The sequence below is a fragment of the Streptomyces sp. SUK 48 genome, from assembly GCF_009650765.1.
In the GTDB taxonomy this organism is placed as follows: Bacteria; Actinomycetota; Actinomycetes; order Streptomycetales; family Streptomycetaceae; genus Streptomyces.
The window spans coordinates 5,203,578-5,218,707 of the sequence record NZ_CP045740.1; the positions used below are offsets into that span (position 1 = coordinate 5,203,578).

The 15,130-nt window shown below is 72.1% G+C and carries 15 protein-coding genes, 2 tRNA genes and 1 pseudogene; 10 read left to right on the forward strand and 8 right to left on the reverse strand.

Annotation, left to right across the window (positions count from 1 at the left end):
* The 7 genes and pseudogenes from GHR20_RS22830 to GHR20_RS22860 all read left to right on the forward strand — a co-directional run bounded on the left by GHR20_RS22830 (position 1) and on the right by GHR20_RS22860 (position 6,253).
* Positions 1-1,047: an ABC transporter ATP-binding protein gene (locus GHR20_RS22830; protein ID WP_111584438.1), complete on the forward strand. Its 1,047-nt coding sequence runs from the start codon at positions 1-3 to the stop codon at positions 1,045-1,047.
* Positions 1,040-1,914, forward strand: a pseudogene (locus GHR20_RS22835) (2-aminoethylphosphonate ABC transporter permease subunit). The gene GHR20_RS22830 and the pseudogene GHR20_RS22835 overlap by 8 nt, the downstream one beginning before the upstream one ends.
* On the forward strand, positions 1,901-2,698 hold the full coding sequence (locus GHR20_RS22840; protein ID WP_194858964.1) for an ABC transporter permease subunit: 798 nt from the start codon (positions 1,901-1,903) through the stop codon (positions 2,696-2,698). The pseudogene GHR20_RS22835 and the gene GHR20_RS22840 overlap by 14 nt, the downstream one beginning before the upstream one ends.
* A 94-nt stretch (positions 2,699-2,792) precedes the next feature.
* A complete protein-coding gene (locus tag GHR20_RS22845) occupies positions 2,793-3,845 on the forward strand; it encodes a 2-aminoethylphosphonate ABC transporter substrate-binding protein (RefSeq protein WP_153814226.1) in 1,053 nt (350 codons plus the stop codon).
* 75 nt (positions 3,846-3,920) lie between these two features.
* Positions 3,921-4,742, forward strand: coding sequence for an alkaline phosphatase family protein (locus GHR20_RS22850; protein ID WP_153814227.1), 822 nt, complete (start codon positions 3,921-3,923; stop codon positions 4,740-4,742).
* 104 nt (positions 4,743-4,846) lie between these two features.
* The gene (locus tag GHR20_RS22855) at positions 4,847-5,626 is read left to right on the forward strand and encodes an HAD-IIA family hydrolase (RefSeq protein WP_148024686.1); all 780 of its coding nucleotides are present in this window, start codon (positions 4,847-4,849) and stop codon (positions 5,624-5,626) included.
* Between the two features lie 108 nt (positions 5,627-5,734).
* On the forward strand, positions 5,735-6,253 hold the full coding sequence (locus tag GHR20_RS22860) for a hypothetical protein (RefSeq protein ID WP_111584442.1): 519 nt from the start codon (positions 5,735-5,737) through the stop codon (positions 6,251-6,253).
* A gap of 19 nt (positions 6,254-6,272) precedes the next feature.
* Here GHR20_RS22860 and GHR20_RS22865 read toward each other — a convergent pair whose 3' ends face one another.
* Together GHR20_RS22865 and GHR20_RS22870 are read right to left on the reverse strand one after the other, a co-directional pair.
* Positions 6,273-6,944: a FadR/GntR family transcriptional regulator gene (locus tag GHR20_RS22865; RefSeq protein ID WP_111584443.1), complete on the reverse strand. Its 672-nt coding sequence runs from the start codon at positions 6,942-6,944 to the stop codon at positions 6,273-6,275.
* Positions 6,945-7,126: 182 nt separating this feature from the next.
* Positions 7,127-7,200 (reverse strand) — tRNA-Lys (locus tag GHR20_RS22870).
* Between the two features lie 176 nt (positions 7,201-7,376).
* Here GHR20_RS22870 and GHR20_RS22875 point away from each other — a divergent pair.
* The 3 genes from GHR20_RS22875 to GHR20_RS22885 all read left to right on the forward strand — a co-directional run bounded on the left by GHR20_RS22875 (position 7,377) and on the right by GHR20_RS22885 (position 10,627).
* Positions 7,377-8,663, forward strand: a complete 1,287-nt coding sequence (locus tag GHR20_RS22875; RefSeq protein WP_153814228.1) for a peptidoglycan-binding protein — start codon at positions 7,377-7,379, stop codon at positions 8,661-8,663.
* Between the two features lie 93 nt (positions 8,664-8,756).
* Positions 8,757-9,959: an SPFH domain-containing protein gene (locus GHR20_RS22880; protein WP_153814229.1), complete on the forward strand. Its 1,203-nt coding sequence runs from the start codon at positions 8,757-8,759 to the stop codon at positions 9,957-9,959.
* A gap of 62 nt (positions 9,960-10,021) precedes the next feature.
* Entirely contained in the window at positions 10,022-10,627 is a 606-nt protein-coding gene (locus GHR20_RS22885) for a lytic polysaccharide monooxygenase (RefSeq protein WP_148024690.1), read from the forward strand.
* Positions 10,628-10,781: 154 nt separating this feature from the next.
* Here GHR20_RS22885 and GHR20_RS22890 read toward each other — a convergent pair.
* From GHR20_RS22890 to ehuB, 6 genes are all read right to left on the reverse strand, one after another.
* Positions 10,782-10,855, reverse strand: a tRNA-Lys gene (locus GHR20_RS22890).
* A gap of 99 nt (positions 10,856-10,954) precedes the next feature.
* The gene (locus tag GHR20_RS22895; protein WP_194858966.1) at positions 10,955-11,713 is read right to left on the reverse strand and encodes an IclR family transcriptional regulator C-terminal domain-containing protein; all 759 of its coding nucleotides are present in this window, start codon (positions 11,711-11,713) and stop codon (positions 10,955-10,957) included.
* Between the two features lie 242 nt (positions 11,714-11,955).
* A complete protein-coding gene (gene ehuA, locus GHR20_RS22900; protein ID WP_153814231.1) occupies positions 11,956-12,738 on the reverse strand; it encodes an ectoine/hydroxyectoine ABC transporter ATP-binding protein EhuA in 783 nt (260 codons plus the stop codon).
* Positions 12,728-13,378 carry an ectoine/hydroxyectoine ABC transporter permease subunit EhuD gene (gene ehuD / locus GHR20_RS22905; protein WP_153814232.1) on the reverse strand — a complete coding sequence of 217 codons (651 nt, stop codon included), beginning with the start codon at positions 13,376-13,378 and terminating at the stop codon, positions 12,728-12,730. The genes ehuA and ehuD overlap by 11 nt, the downstream gene beginning before the upstream one ends.
* Positions 13,375-14,094 (reverse strand): ectoine/hydroxyectoine ABC transporter permease subunit EhuC, encoded by a 720-nt coding sequence (gene ehuC / locus GHR20_RS22910; protein ID WP_153814233.1) that lies wholly within the window; start codon positions 14,092-14,094, stop codon positions 13,375-13,377. The genes ehuD and ehuC overlap by 4 nt, the downstream gene beginning before the upstream one ends.
* On the reverse strand, positions 14,091-15,005 hold the full coding sequence (gene ehuB, locus GHR20_RS22915; RefSeq protein ID WP_153814234.1) for an ectoine/hydroxyectoine ABC transporter substrate-binding protein EhuB: 915 nt from the start codon (positions 15,003-15,005) through the stop codon (positions 14,091-14,093). Before ehuB ends, ehuC begins: the two co-directional genes overlap by 4 nt.
* Between the last annotated feature and the right edge of the window lie 125 nt (positions 15,006-15,130).

Consider the following 15,130-nt stretch of genomic DNA (forward strand, 5'->3'; position numbering starts at 1 on the left):
ATGAGCATCCGCTTCGATTCCGTCACGGTCGCCTACGACGGCCAGGTCGTCCTCGACCGCCTCGATCTGACCGTCGAGCCCGGCGAGGTCATGGCGCTCCTCGGGCCGTCCGGCTCCGGCAAGACCACCGCGCTGCGGGCGGTCGCCGGGTTTGCCCGGCCCGCGTCCGGGCGGGTGTTCCTCGGCGGCCGGGACGTGACGGACCTGCCGCCGTACCGCCGGGGCATCGGGATGGTCGTCCAGCAGTACGCGCTCTTCCCGCACCTGCGGGTCGACGAGAACGTGGCCTTCGGGCTCAAGGCGCGCGGCACCGCCCGCAGCGAGATACGGCAACGGGTCGGCGAGGCACTGGAGATGACCGGCATGGCCGCCTTCGCCCGCCGCCATCCGCGCGAGCTGTCCGGCGGCCAGCAGCAGCGCGTCGCCATCGCCCGCGCGCTCGCCATCCGGCCCGGCGTGCTCCTGCTGGACGAGCCGCTGTCCGCGCTCGACGCGCAGCTGCGCTCCGGGATGCTCACGGAACTCGCCCGGCTGCACCGGGAGCTGCCCGAGGTCTCGATGCTGTACGTCACCCACGACCAGGTCGAGGCGCTGACCCTGGCGGACCGGATCGCGGTGATGGACCGGGCGAGGCTGCGCGCGTGCGGGACGCCGAGGGAGCTGTACCGGGCGCCCGCCGACGCGTTCACGGCGTCCTTCGTGGGCGGCGCCAACCTGCTGCCGGTGACGGTGGGTCCGGACGGCGTCGACCTCGCGGGCCGGGCGGTGAAGGTCGACACGGCGGGCGTGGCCGCGGGCGCGCGGGCCACCTTGTGCGTGCGGCCGCACCTCGTCGGGATCGGCGCGGGCCCCAACCAACTCACCGGCGTCGTGAAGGAGATCCAGTGGCGCGGGTCCACGCACCGGCTGTACGTCGAGATCGGTGACCACCAGGTCATGGCCGACGTACGGGAGTTGAGGGAGCCGCCGTGGCGGGGCGACGAGGTCACGCTGCACTTCGCGTCCGACGACGCGGTGCTGCTGCCCGCGGGAGTGAGCCATGGCTGAGGCCGTCCGGCCGGCGCCGGCCAGGAGTGAACCGGTGCGCCGCCCGCGGTCGTTCACCGCGGTGCTGTGGGCCCTGCCCCCCGTCGCCCTCCTCGCCCTCTTCTTCCTCTACCCCCTCGCCCTCGTCGTCCAGCAGTCGTTTTGCCCGGACAGCGGGGGACCTCCGTCCAGCCGTACGCCGACGTCTTCGCGTCGGAGGCGTTCCGGCAGGCGCTGTGGACCACCGTCTGGCTGGCGCTCGCCTCCACCGCCGGGTGCCTGGTGCTGGGGTTCCTGCTGGCACTGGTGATCGCGTTCGTGCCGTTCCCCGGGGCGCGGGCGGTGGCCCGGTTCGTGGACGTGTTCCTGTCCTTCCCGTCCTTCCTGATCACGCTGGCCCTGCTGTTCGTCTACGGCGGCGTCGGCATGGCCAACGGGGCCTGGACCGGGCTCACGGGCGCCGCGCAGGGGCCGTTCCAGTTCCTGAACACGCCCTGGGGCGTGCTGCTCGCGGAGATCACCTACTTCACACCGTTCGTGATGCGTCCGCTGCTCGCCGCGTTCTCGCAGCTGGACACCGCCCAGCTGGAGGCGGCCAGTTCGCTGGGGGCGCGGGCGCCGCGGATCGTCCGCCGGGTGATCCTGCCGGAGGCGCTGCCCGCGCTCGCGGCCGGCGGCAGCCTCGTCCTGGTGCTCTGCCTCAACGAGTTCGGCATCGTGCTCTTCACCGGCGCGAAGGGGGTCACCACCCTGCCGATGCTCGTCTACGGCAAGGCGATCCTGGAGTCCGACTACCCGGGCGCCTGCGTGGTCGCCGTCGTCAACGTCCTGATCTCCGTGGGTCTCTACGGCCTCTACCGGGTGGTGAGCCGTCGTGCTGGTGCATAGCCGAGGGGCCAGAGGGGCCCTGTGGGCGGTGTTCCTCGTCCTCTTCCTGCCGCTGTTCGCGCTGCCGCTGCTCGTGGTGCTCGGCGCCTCCTTCGCCACCCACTGGTCCAGCGTGCTGCCCTCGGGCCCGACGCTCGCCAACTACCGCTCCGCGACCCGCGGCGAGGCCCTCCAGGCGCTCGTCACCAGCCTGCTCACCGCCACCGGCGCCAGCCTCCTCGCGCTGACCGCGGGCACCTGGGCGGCGCTCGCCGGGGCGGCCCTGCACAGGCGCGGCAAGCGGATGCTGGACGCCCTGTTCGTGCTGCCGGTCGCGGTGCCCTCCGTGGTGGTGGGTCTGTCGGTCCTGGTGGCCTTCTCCCGGCCGCCGCTGCTGCTCAACGGCACCCGGTGGATCGTGATCCTCGCGCACACCGTGCTGGTCACCGCCTTCGCCCACCAGTCCGTGTCGGCGGCGATCACCCGCCTCGACCCGGCCTGTGAACAGGCCGCCGCCTCGCTCGGCGCCCGGCCCTCCTACGTGCTGTGGCGGGTGCGGCTGCCCCTGCTGCTGCCCTCCCTGACCGCGGCCGCCGGCCTCTGCTTCGCCCTGTCCATGGGCGAGCTGAGCGCCACGATGATGCTCTATCCGCCGGACTGGACCCCGTTGCCCGTCCTGATCTACGCGGCCACCGACCGCGGCGCGCTGTTCACCGGCTCCGCCGTCGCCGTGGTGCTGATGGCCGCGACCCTGCTCGTCCTGTTCGCCGTCGCCCGGGTCCGCACCCGGGCGTCGTACCGCTGATCACCGCCGTATCACCCCCGAATCGCCTGATCACCCCCCCGATCCCCCCGATCGCCTCCCGATCGCCCCGAGAACGCCAGGAGTTCGCCTCGCCATGTCCAGGACCCGACTCTCGCTCGCCGTAGCCGTCGCCCTGCTCGCCGCCCCCGCGCTGTCCGCCTGCGGTTCCTCCGCCGCCGCCGACGCCAAGGAGGTCACCGTCTACAGCGCGGACGGCCTCAAGGGCGAGAGGGGCGACGGCTGGTACGACAAGGTCTTCGCGGACTTCACCAAGAAGACCGGTATCAAGGTCAAGTACGTCGAGGGCGGCTCGGGCGAGGTGGTGCAGCGCGCCGTCCGCGAGAAGAGCAACCCGCAGGCCGATGTGCTGGTCACGCTGCCCCCGTTCATCCAGCAGGCGGACGCCAAGGGCCTGCTCCAGAAGTACGAGCCCGCGGGCTCCACCGCGGTCGGCGGGGCCGACAAGGCGCCCGACGGCACCTGGACCTCCGTCGTGAACAACTACTTCGGCTTCGTCTACGACAAGAAGCAGCTGAAGTCCGCGCCGAAGACCTGGGACGACCTGCTCGACGGGTCGTACAAGAACAAGCTCCAGTACTCCACCCCGGGCGTCGCGGGCGACGGCACGGCCGTGCTGATCCAGACCATGCACGACCTCGGCGGCAAGGACCAGGCCCTCGCCTACCTGAAGAAGCTCCAGGCCAACAACGTCGGCCCGTCCGCCTCCACCGGCAAGCTCGCGCCCAAGGTCGACAAGGGCGAACTGCTCGTCGCCAACGGCGATGTCCAGATGAACTACGCGCAGTCCAAGACCATGCCCCACCTCGGCATCTGGTTCCCGGCGGGCAAGGACGGCAAGCCCTCCACCTTCGCGCTGCCCTACGCCGCGGGCCTGGTCACGAAGGCCCCGCACAGCGCCAACGGCAAGAAGCTGCTCGACTTCATGCTCTCCCAGCGGGCGCAGACCGAGGTCAGCTCCATCGGGGGCGGCTTCTCGGCCCGCGAGGACGTCAAGGCCACGGACGCCAACGCCATCGCTCTCACCAGGCTCATGGACGGCGTCGAGCTCTTCCAGCCGGACTGGAACGACATCGACAAGAACCTGACGTCGTACGTCGAGGACTGGAAGTCGGCGACCGGGAGCTGATTGATTGGCACGGCGCGCCGCCCCCGGTCCCGCACCGGGGGCGGCGCCCCGCCGCCCTCGCCCCCGGAGGTTTCCGTGCCCCGTACGCCCAAAGTGCTCGTCATCGGCCTGGACGGCGCCCTCCTCGGCCGTATCCGGGAGGCCGACGCGCCCCACCTGGCCGCGCTGACGGCCGCCGGACTCACCGCGCCGAGCCTCATCGAGCCCGGCGCGCCCACGCTGTCCGGGCCCGGCTGGGCCACGATCCTCACCGGCGTCCGGCCCGCCAAACACCGGGTGCGGGACAACTCCTTCGCGGGCCACGCGTTCGCCCGCTACCCGGACTTCCTCACCCGCCTCGCCTCCGCCGGGCCGGACCTGAAAACCTGCGCGATCACCTCCTGGGCACCGCTCGCCGAGAAGGTCTTCTCCGCGCGCGTCGGCACCCGGATCGCCACCCCGGACGCGGAGTACGACGCCGGTACGACGGACCGGGTGACCGCCGAGCTGCGGGACGGGGACCCGGACGCGCTGTTCGTCCAGCTCGACGGCGTCGACGACGCGGGCCACCGGCACGGCGCCGCCTCGCCGCGGTACCTGGAGGCCATCCACGGCGCCGACGCCCGGGTCGGGCGGATGGTGGCCGCGGTCGAAGCACGCCCCGCCGACGAGGACTGGCTGGTCCTGGTCACCGCCGACCACGGCCACACCGACGCCGGCGGGCACGGCGGCCCCAGCCTCCCCGAACGCCGAACCTTCCTGATCGCCGTCGGCGGCGGACTCGCACCCGGCTCGGTCCGCGCGGACATACGGATGCCGGACGTGGCCGCCACCGCCCTCACCCATCTCGGCCTCGCCCTCGACCCGGCCTGGGACCTGGACGGGCGCCCCCTGCGCGCGCCGGCGGCTACCCGCTGATCGACGGGGTACGGATCAGCCGGGGCTGATTAGGCTGGGGGCGTCGGTACGCCGTGGTTCCGGCCCCCGCTCGTAGATCTCACGCATGCCAGGAGACGCACAACATGGCAGACCGCAAGCCGATCGAATCGTGGCTCACCGACATGGACGGCGTCCTGATCCACGAGGGCGTGCCGATCCCCGGTGCCGAGAACTTCCTGAAGAAGCTGCGCGACTCGGGCCGCCCCTTCCTGGTCCTCACCAACAACTCCATCTACACCGCGCGCGACCTGCACGCCCGGCTGCGCCGGATGGGCCTGGACGTGCCGGCGGAGAACATCTGGACCTCGGCGCTCGCCACCGCCCAGTTCCTGAACGACCAGCGGCCCGGCGGCAGCGCCTACGTCATCGGCGAGGCCGGTCTGACCACCGCGCTGCACGACGTCGGCTACGTCCTCACCGACCACGAGCCCGACTTCGTGATCCTGGGCGAGACCCGCACCTACTCCTTCGAGGCCATGACCAAGGCCGTGCGGCTGATCAACGACGGCGCCCGGTTCATCGCCACCAACCCCGACAACGTCGGCCCCTCCACCGAGGGCGCGCTGCCCGCCACCGGCTCGGTCGCCGCCCTGATCACCGCCGCGACCGGCCGCAAGCCCTATTTCGTCGGCAAGCCCAACCCGCTGATGATGCGCGCCGGCCTGAACGCGATCGGCGCCCACTCCGAGACGTCCGCGATGATCGGCGACCGGATGGACACCGATGTACTGGCGGGCCTGGAGGCCGGTATGCGCACCTTCCTGGTGCTCAGCGGGGTGACCCAGCCGCAGGAGGTGGACGCGTACCCGTTCCGGCCCTCCCAGGTCGTGGACTCCATCGCGGACCTGGTCGACCTCGTCTGACATCCGCCGCTCAAACCCGGTCTCACCCGGACGGAGCAGCGGGGGTGCCCGCCGGGATGCGGGGGCGCCCCCGGCGGGAGAACCTCCTAACGTGTCTGGAGGTTCACGATGGGCTCACTCCCCCTCACTGTGTGCAGCGGTCTGCTGGTCGTAGCCGCGCTCGGTCCGGCGGCCCAGGCCGCCCACGCGGCGGACGGCGGCACCCTCGCCGCGGCGCCCGCCGCCCCCGCGCCGGGGACCGAGGTGACCCTGAAGGTCGGCGGCTGCACCGGGAGGCAGGCCGTCGCCGCCTCGCCCGCCTTCGCCGCCGACGCCCGCCTCACCGGGGCCCGGGGCGCCCTCTCGGGCAGCGCCCGCGTCGCCTCCGCGGTCGGGCCGGGCGCCTACGACGTCAAGGTGACCTGCGCCGACCGGGTGGTGGGCGGCAGGATCACGGTCGTCGCCATGGACGAAGGAGCTGACAAAGGAGCCTTTGCCGTCCCGGTCGACGCCACCGCGCACTTCGCCACCGTGGCCACCAGCGGCTCCGGACCCGACACCGCGCAGGCCGTGACCGGTCTCGCGCTGGCCTCGGTCGCCGCCGTCGCCGTGGGCCTGCGCGCCCGCCGGAGCCGCCGTCCCCGCTGAGCCCCCGCGCGGCCGCGGCTCAGCCCGACAGACGCGTCCGTACGTTCCCGAAGTGGTCCCTTATGGCGCGCTCCGCCCGCGGGGAGTCCCCGGCGCGCACCGCGTCCAGGATCTCCCGGTGCTGGCGGCAGGTCACCCGGGGGTCCTGCGGCACGTCCACCAGATCCCGGCGCACCCGGTGGAAGGCGTCCCAGAACGCCTCCAGGACCTCGCTGAGCAGGGCGTTGTCCAGGCCCCGGTAGAGCGTGGCGTGGAAGGCGCGGTCGGTCTCGGCGAGGCCCTCGCCCCGGGCCGCCTGCTGTTCCATGCGGTCGACCAGCGCGTCCAGCTCGGCCAGGTCCGCCCGCGGCAGCCGCCCGGCGAGCCGGGAGACGAGGCCGGTCTCCACCGCCTCGCGCAGTTCGAGGAGCTGGAGCAGCGAGTCCTCGCCCCGGTAGTGGCCGACGACCGTGCGGAAGGCGAGGCCCTCGATCATCGGCGCGAACGTCATCGGGCCGACGTACGTCCCGAAGCCGTGCCGGATCTCCACGATGCCCATCGCCTGGAGCGCCTTGAGCGCCTCGCGCACCGAGTTCCGGCTCGCCCCGAGGAACTCCATCAGTTCCGGCTCGGTCGGCAGCGGGGCCCCGGGGGGCAGCCGACGGTCCACGATCAGCTTCTTGATCCGCTCCTGAAGGTCCCGCGCTGCCATGGCCAGAGAGTAGCGGCCCGGTGAAGAGGGGCATACGAAAAGGTCCCCGCCGGGGGGAGGGGCCGGGACCGGCTCGGGGGTGTGGGTGGCGCAGCCCCCACCGCGCGCGGCGAAGCAGCGCAACAACAGAGATGGCGACCTGTGTCCGCGTTGTCTGCGGACACAGGTCGCCATCGTCATCGTGCGCCGCCAGGGACTCGAACCCCGGACCCGCTGATTAAGAGTCAGCTGCTCTAACCAACTGAGCTAGCGGCGCCTGCTGACAGAGAGAACTCTACCCGACCTGTGAGGGTGCTCCGGACCACTGGCAGGGGGTCCCGGAGGGCGCCGTACATCATTCGGACCGTCAAAGTGCGCGCCGTGCGGACAGTTGGGAAACTGCTCAACGTGCACACAAGCGGACAAAAACACCATGAATGTGAGGCAGATCGCATGACCGCTCCGGCGTTCGAGGAGTTCGAACCCGCGCGCGACTGCGGCTGTTCCGGCTGTGTCCACCGCAGGCGCGCCCGTCCCCGCCGGCCGCCCGGCCGTCTCGCCCACCTCCCGGCGAGGCGCGGGATGGCCGTCGTGGCCGCCGTGTCCGCCGCCCTCGGCGTGGTGACCCCGGCGGCCGCCCTGCCCGCCGGCCACCCCACGCACCGCCAGGCCGTCCCCGGCGACGGTCCCGACACCCCCCAGGGCGCCGAGTCCCCCCTGCACGGTCCCGGCAGCGGCGCCGCCCGGCCCGGCGGCGTCCTCACCCCGCGCACCACCCGCGACGCCATCATCAAGCGGGCCAAGTCCTGGGTGACCGCGAAGGTGCCGTACAGCTTGGGCCGCTACTGGACCGACGGCTACCGGCAGGACTGCTCCGGCTATGTCTCGATGGCCTGGGGCCTGAACAGCAACCAGTGGACGGGCAGCCTCGCCAAGTACGGCGTGAAGATCAAGAAGTCCCAGCTCCAGCCCGGCGACATGCTGCTCTACCACAACACCGCCAACCCCCAGAACGGCTCGCACGTGGTGATCTTCGGCGGCTGGACGGACTCCGCGCACACCCACTACAAGGTCTACGAGCAGACACCCCCGCACACCCGCAGCCGGACCACGCCCTACCCCTACTGGAGCCACGCCGGGAAGTACGTCCCCTACCGCTACAAGGGCCTGGCCACCGGCAGCGCGGGCGCCGAGACGACCGACGGCAGGACCTCCCCGGACTTCCCCGGCGCGGACTCCTTCGGGCTCGGCGCGGTCAACACCTACGTCACCGAGCTGGGCCGGATGCTGATCGCCCGGGGCGCGGCGGCGTACTACCCGAACGGCCCGGGCCCGGCCTGGAGCGAGGCGGACCGCGGCGCCACCGAGGCGTTCCAGCGGGCCCAGGGCTGGGACGACGAGGAGGCCGACGGGCTGCCCGGCCCGCGCACCTGGGACCTGCTCACCTCCGGCGGGGGCCGGGACATCACCCCGCAGGCGACGGAGCCCGCCTCGCACGGGGTGCCCGGCTACCCCGGCAAGGGCTACTTCCGCCCGGGGCAGAGCAACGACTACGTCACCCGGCTCGGGGTCCAGCTGACCCGCAAGGGGTTCGGCCGGTTCTACGACGACGGCCCGGGCCCGCGCTGGGGCGAGGCGGACCGGCAGGCGGTGGCGGCCTTCCAGCGCGGCCAGGGCTGGCGGGGCGGCGCCGCCGACGGCTCGGTCGGCCCCGAGACCTGGCGCCGCCTGTTCTCCTGACCCACCCCGCCCGCCATAGCCCATCCCCGACCGCCTTACCCCACCCATCAGTTCACGTTCATGACGCATCTGGCGCGGAGGCTGGAGGCACGCATGAGTACGACCACCCACACACCGTCCGAATCCGAGGGGCGACCCCATCCGGTGACGGTCGCCGGCACCCGCCCGGCCCGGCTGATCCGCAACGAGTCCACCACCGAGATCCCGGTCCATCTGCTCTTCCGCGACGACCCCGGGGACCGCGACCGCCCCGAGGGCGATGAACCGGCGCGGGTCACGCCCAAGCCCGCCGTGGTGGGGCGCCGGCAGGGCACCGGCGAACTGCCGCGCGCCGCCCGCCCGGCACCGGCGCTGCGGCGCGCGCTGCCCCGGATCGACCCGGAGCTGGCCGAACGGGAGGTGCGGGTGCTGCCCGGGGCGGCCGGGGTGCTCGCCGGGGCCTGCGGGGTCACCGGCTGCCTGGCCGCCTCCTGGTGGGCGGGGGTGCTGCCGCCGCTCGCCGCCCAGGCGCTGCGCCTGCCGGAGCCCGCGGGCACGGGGCTCGGCCCCGCGCAGTGGGCGGCGTACGCCGGGGCCGGGCTGCTCGGCGCGGCCGGGTTCGGCGGGCTGGCCCGGGGGCGCACCGGACGGGCCTGGGTGGTGGGCCTGTTCGGCCGCTACCGGGGCACGGTACGGCGCACCGGGCTGCTCTGGGTCAACCCGCTGCTGCGGCGCCGGCGGGTCGACGTACGGCTGCGGCACTGGCGCAGCGAGGCGATCCCCGCGACCGATCCCGGGGGCACCCCGCTGCGGGTGGCGGTGCTCGTGGTGTGGCGGGTGCGGGACACCGCGCGGGCGGTGCTCGGCCTGGAGGACCACGAGCGGTATCTGCGCGAGTGCGTGGAGGCGGCGCTGGCCCGGGTGCCGGTGGAACCCGCGGGCGGCGGGCGGCGCGGGCCCGCGGTGGCGGGGGAGACGCTGACCCGGCTGGTGACGGCGGAGACCGGGCCGGCCGGTCTGGAGGTGTTCTCCGTGCGGCCGCTGCGGGTGGAGTACGCCCCGGAGGTCGCCGCCGCGATGGAGCGCCGCCGGATCGCCGCGCTGGACGCCCGGCAGCGGGCCAGCATGCTCAGCTCGGTGGTGGACTCCGTGGAGGACACGGTGACCCGGCTGACCACGCGCGGTCTGGTCGAGCTGGACGAGTCCGAGCGCAAGGTGCTGGTGCGGGATCTCACGGTGGCCTTCTGCGCCGGACGCGGGGAGCCGCCGTCTCCGCCACCGGTATGGACATGCTCAAGTGCCGCCCATAATCTGTGACTTGGTCTAGACCTTCCCCTGCACGGCTCAGTGAACTCCCCACGTTCTCCAGGAGCGGCAGTATGCGTATCACGACCAGAATGTCCGCAGTCGTGCTCGGTGCGGTGACCGTGGGAGCGTTCGCGCTCTCCACCGGCGGCGCCAGCGGGCACGGCTACACCGACCTCCCGATCAGCAGACAGAAGCTCTGCGCCAACGGCACGGTCAAGGGCTGCGGCGACATCCAGTACGAGCCGCAGAGCGTCGAGGGGCCCAAGGGCTTCCCGGCCACCGGGCCCGCCGACGGCCAGCTCTGCAACGGCAGCGTGGACCGGTTCGCCCAGCTCAGCTCGCCGACCACCCCGTCCGGCGCCGCCTGGCCCACCACCCAGGTGACCGGCGGGCAGTCGTACACCTTCCGCTGGCAGTTCACGGCCCGGCACGCCACGACGGACTTCAAGTACTACGTCACCAAGCAGGGCTGGAACCAGAACCACCCGCTGTCCCGCTCGGACCTCAACCTCACGCCGTTCCTGACGGTGCCCTACAACGGCCAGCAGCCGCCGGCGACGCTCAGCCACAGCGGCGTCCTGCCGACGGGCCTGTCCGGACACCACGTGATCCTCGCGGTCTGGACGATCGCCGACACGGGCAACGCGTTCTACGCCTGCTCGGACGTCACCTTCTGAGCGACGTCGACGGGCCCCTCGCTGCCGCGAGGGGCCCGATCTCGGCGCTGGGGGTGTGGGTGGCGAAGCCCCCACCGCGCGGGCGAAGCCGCGAAAAACAGAGATGGCGGTCCATGTTCGCGCTTTTTGCGAACATGGACCGCCATCGTCATCGTGCGCCGCCAGGGACTCGAACCCCGGACCCGCTGATTAAGAGTCAGCTGCTCTAACCAACTGAGCTAGCGGCGCATGACTCTCGCCTTCCGCTCTTCGCGGCCGGCGACGAAGAAAATACTACCTGGTCCCCGGGGGTGCTCATGACCACCCGAGCGGCCGGCCGGGGTCCGCTCAGATGGCCAGCGACAGCAGCACCGGCGCCGCGTTCCGGTTCAGCGTGTCCGCGGCCTGTTTCAGCCGGTGCGCGTGCTCCACCGGGAGGGACACGGCCAGGCAGCCCACCGAGGCGCCCGCGGTGATCGGGACGGCCGCGCAGACCGTGCCCACCGCGTACTCCTGGAGGTCGAGCACCGGCACCGTCGGCGGCTGGGACTCCAGCCGGGACAGCAGCAGCTTGTCGCTGGTGATGGTGCGGGAGGTGAGGCGGGCCATCTTGTGCCGGGCGAGATGGTCGCGGCGCCCGTTGTGGTCCAGCTGGGTCAGCAGGCTCTTGCCGACCGCCGTGGCGTGGGCCGAGTAGCGGAAGTCCACCCACTCGTTGACCGCGGGCGCGGCGGGCCCGGCCGCGTACTGGGTGACCTTGACCTCGCCGTCCACGTACCGGCTGATGTAGACCGCCGCGCCGACCGAGTCGCGCAGCCGGTCCAGCATCAGCTGGAGCTTGTCGGCGAGGGCCCGCTCGTGGTCCTGGGCCGAGGTCAGCCGGCGCAGCGTGTCGCCGGTGACGTACGCCCCGCCGCCGATCTGCTCCACGTACCCCTCGCGGCGCAGCATCCGCAGCAGCACGGTGAGCCGCTCCGGGCCGAGGCCGGTGTGCCGGGCCAGCTCGGTCTCGGTGACCCCGGCGGCGGTGCGCGCCACGGTCTCCAGCACGCGCAGCGCGTCCTGGGCGGAGTGGTACGGGGCGGTCGGCTCGTGCATCAGCGCCACGGTGGGTCCCCTCTGCGCTCGCTTGCTGGGGCGGTGGTTTCCGGACGGTGCGGCGATACCACGATAACGGGCAAACGGCCGCCGGGGAGGGGGCGTTGACAAGATTCCGGCTCGTCCCCCTCGTCCCGGCGGCCGTCTCAACTGCGGCGAAGGCCCGGAGGCATATGCCAAAGTCATGTCCCAGTGGCCGGACCTCGCCCGTTGTCCACGGCCCTCACCGGGGCGCCCTCACGGCAGCGCCCTCACAGAACCGCGCCGAGGAATTCCCGGGTGCGCTCCTGCTCCGGCTCGCTGAAGATCTTCTCCGGCGGCCCCGACTCGATCACCCGGCCGCCGTCGAACATCAGTACCTGGTCGGAGATGTCCCGGGCGAAGCCCATCTCATGGGTCACGCACAGCATCGTGATGTCGGTGCTGCGCGCGATGTCCCGCAACAGGTCGAGCACGCCCGCGACCAGCTCCGGATCGAGCGCGGACGTCACCTCGTCGAGCAGCAGCACCCGCGGCCGCATCGCCAGCGCCCGGGCGATCGCCACCCGCTGCTGTTGTCCGCCGGACAGCTGGGCCGGGCGCGCCCCCCACTTGTCGGCGAGGCCCACCAGCTCCAGCAGCTCCCGCGCCCGCTCCTCCGCCTCGTCCTTGGACAGGCCGAGGACCTGCACCGGCGCCTCGGTGAGATTGCGCAGCACCGACATGTTCGGGAACAGGTTGAAGTGCTGGAACACCATCCCGATCTTCTTGCGCACCTCCCTGACCCGCTTCTCCGGCGCCGGGAACAGCGGTTCGCCGTCGATGGTGATGGTCCCCGCGTCCGGTTTCGCCAGGGTCATCAGAAGTCTGAGGATCGTGGTCTTGCCGGAGCCGGAGGGCCCGATCAGGGTCACGTGCCGGCCCGGCCGGACCGCGAAGTCCAGGTGGTCGAGCACGGTGTGGGCGCCGAAGCGCTTGGTGACCTGCTCCAGACGGATCAGATCGGCCGGCCGGGCGGCGCTGCCGGAGGGCTGGGTGCGGGGCTCAACGGACAAGGCGTCGCTCCAGGGCTCGCAGGAGAAGGGAGGCCAGGTAGGAGATGAGGATGAAGGCCACGCCGATCACGGTGAGCGGCTCGGTGAACTGGAAGCGCTGCTGGGAGAAGAGCCGGGCCTGGCCCAGCATCTCCAGCACGGTGATCACCATCAGCAGCGGTGTGTCCTTGAGCATGGAGATCACGTAGTTGCCGAGCGCCGGGATCACCCGGCGGATCGCCTGCGGCAGGATCACCGCGGTCCAGGTCCGCCGCCTGGGCAGGTTCAGCGCGGTCGCCGCCTCCCACTGGCCGACGGGCACCGCCTCGATGCCGGCCCGGTAGACCTGCATCGTGTACGTCGAGTAGTGCAGCCCGATCGCGAAGACGCCGGTGGCCAGTGCGGAGAAGGTCAGGCCCCACTCCGGCAGCACGTAGAAGAGGAAGAACAGCTGCACCAGCAGCGGGGTGTTGCGCACGAACTCCGTGACCACCCCGACCGGCCAGCGCACCCACCGGGTCGGCGCCCGCATCAGCAGCGTCCACACCAGGCCGAGGCTGAAGGACAGCAGCGAGCCGAGGACCAGCGCCTGAAGCGTGACCAGCAGGCCGTCCCGGAAGTGCGGCATGAAGTCGCTCACCGCGTGCCAGTCCCACGTCATACGACACCACCGCCCACCCCGGTCGTCCGCACCCGCTTCGGCTCACGCGCCGCGGGCTGTTGGCCGGTGTCCCGGCCCAGCCCGGCCTTCAGCCGCTTCTCCAAGCCGCGCATCAGCCGGGTCAGCACGAAGGCGATCACGAAGTAGACGACCAGCACGTACGTGTAGATCTCCGCGCTCTGCTGGAGCGCGAGGCGCACCAGGTTGGCGCTGAACGTCAGATCGCCCATGCCCATCACCGAGACCAGCGCGGTGCCCTTGAGCAGCTCGATCAGCAGATTGCAGAAGGAGGGGATCATCTCCGGCACCGCCTGCGGCAGCACGATCAGCCGCATCCGCTGCGCCGGTGTGAAGCTCAGCGCGATCCCGCCCTCCTTCTGCGCCGGGTCCACCGAGTTCAGCGCGCCGCGCACGATCTCGGAGCCGTACGCGCCGTAGGTCAGGCCGAGCGCCAGCGTGCCCGCCCACATCGGCACCAGCTGCCAGCCGAAGGCGATCGGCAGCACGAAGAACACCCAGAAGATCATCACCAGCGCGGAGGTGCCGCGGAAGATCTCGGTGTAGACGCCGGCCACGAAGCGCACGATCCACCGGTGGTGGGTGCGCGCCAGGCCGGCCGCGAAGGACACCGCGGCGGCCAGCAGCGCGCTGAACAGCAGCAGTTGGAGGGTGGTCCAGACGCCCTCGAGTACCAGTTTCCAGAGCCCCGAGGTCATCGCCCGCACAGCTCCTTCGCCGTCAGGTCCGTCATCTCGGCCTCGGTGAAGCCGAACGGCCGCAGGATGCGGAAGAGTTCACCGGTCCGCTTGAGCCGGTGCAGCTCCGTGTTGAACGCGTCCCGCAGCCGGGTCTCGGTCGGCCGGAACGCGAACGCCCCGCCGTCGATGTGCCGTTGACCCTTGACCAGCGGCGCGAAGGGCGCGGTCGCCTCCGCCTCGGCCGACTTCTTCACGACCTCGCGGGTGGTGAGCGCCGTACCGGCGAACACGTCGACCCGGCCCGCCTCGACCGCGTTCAGGCCGGCCACCTGGTCCGGCACGATCAGGATGTCGCTCTGCCGGTAGCCCGCCTCGACGGCGTACTGGATCTCGGCGTACCCGGTACCGGTCGCGAACCGCGCCCTCTTGGCGACGACGTCCTGGTAGGAGCGCAACCCCTTCGGGTTCCCCTTGCGGACGATGAACGAATCCAGCATCTGGTAGTCGGGATCCGCGAAGACGACCTGTTCACAGCGGTCGGCGTTGACGTACATGCCGGCCGCGACGACATCGAACTGCTGCGAGTTCAGGCCGGGTATCAGTGAGCCGAACTCGGTCGGCACCGGCTGCACCCGGCCGACCCCGAGCCGCTTGAAAACCGCTTTCGCCAACTCCGGTGCCTCACCGGTGAGATGGCCGTCCTTGTCGATGTACCCGAAGGGGATCTCGCCCGCGATCCCCAGGCGTACGACGCCCTGCGCGCGGAGCCGGTCGAGCAGTTCGCCGCCGTTCCCGTCCGCCGCGGCCACCCGGGTACAGCCCGCGGCGCCCAGTGTCCCGAGCGCCGCGATCGAGCCGAGCAATGTCCGCCGGCTGGGTCTGAGTTCTGGCCGGAATATATGTCCGTCGTTCCCATGTGGTGGGGCCATGGCGGCGCCGCTACCCAGGCCGGTCCGAGGTATGCGCCCCGGTTTTCCGGCCGGACGGCGTGTCCCCGCTTCCCGCCCCGCACCTCCACACAACCCCCACGGGAGGACCCGGCGGAGCGTTTCCG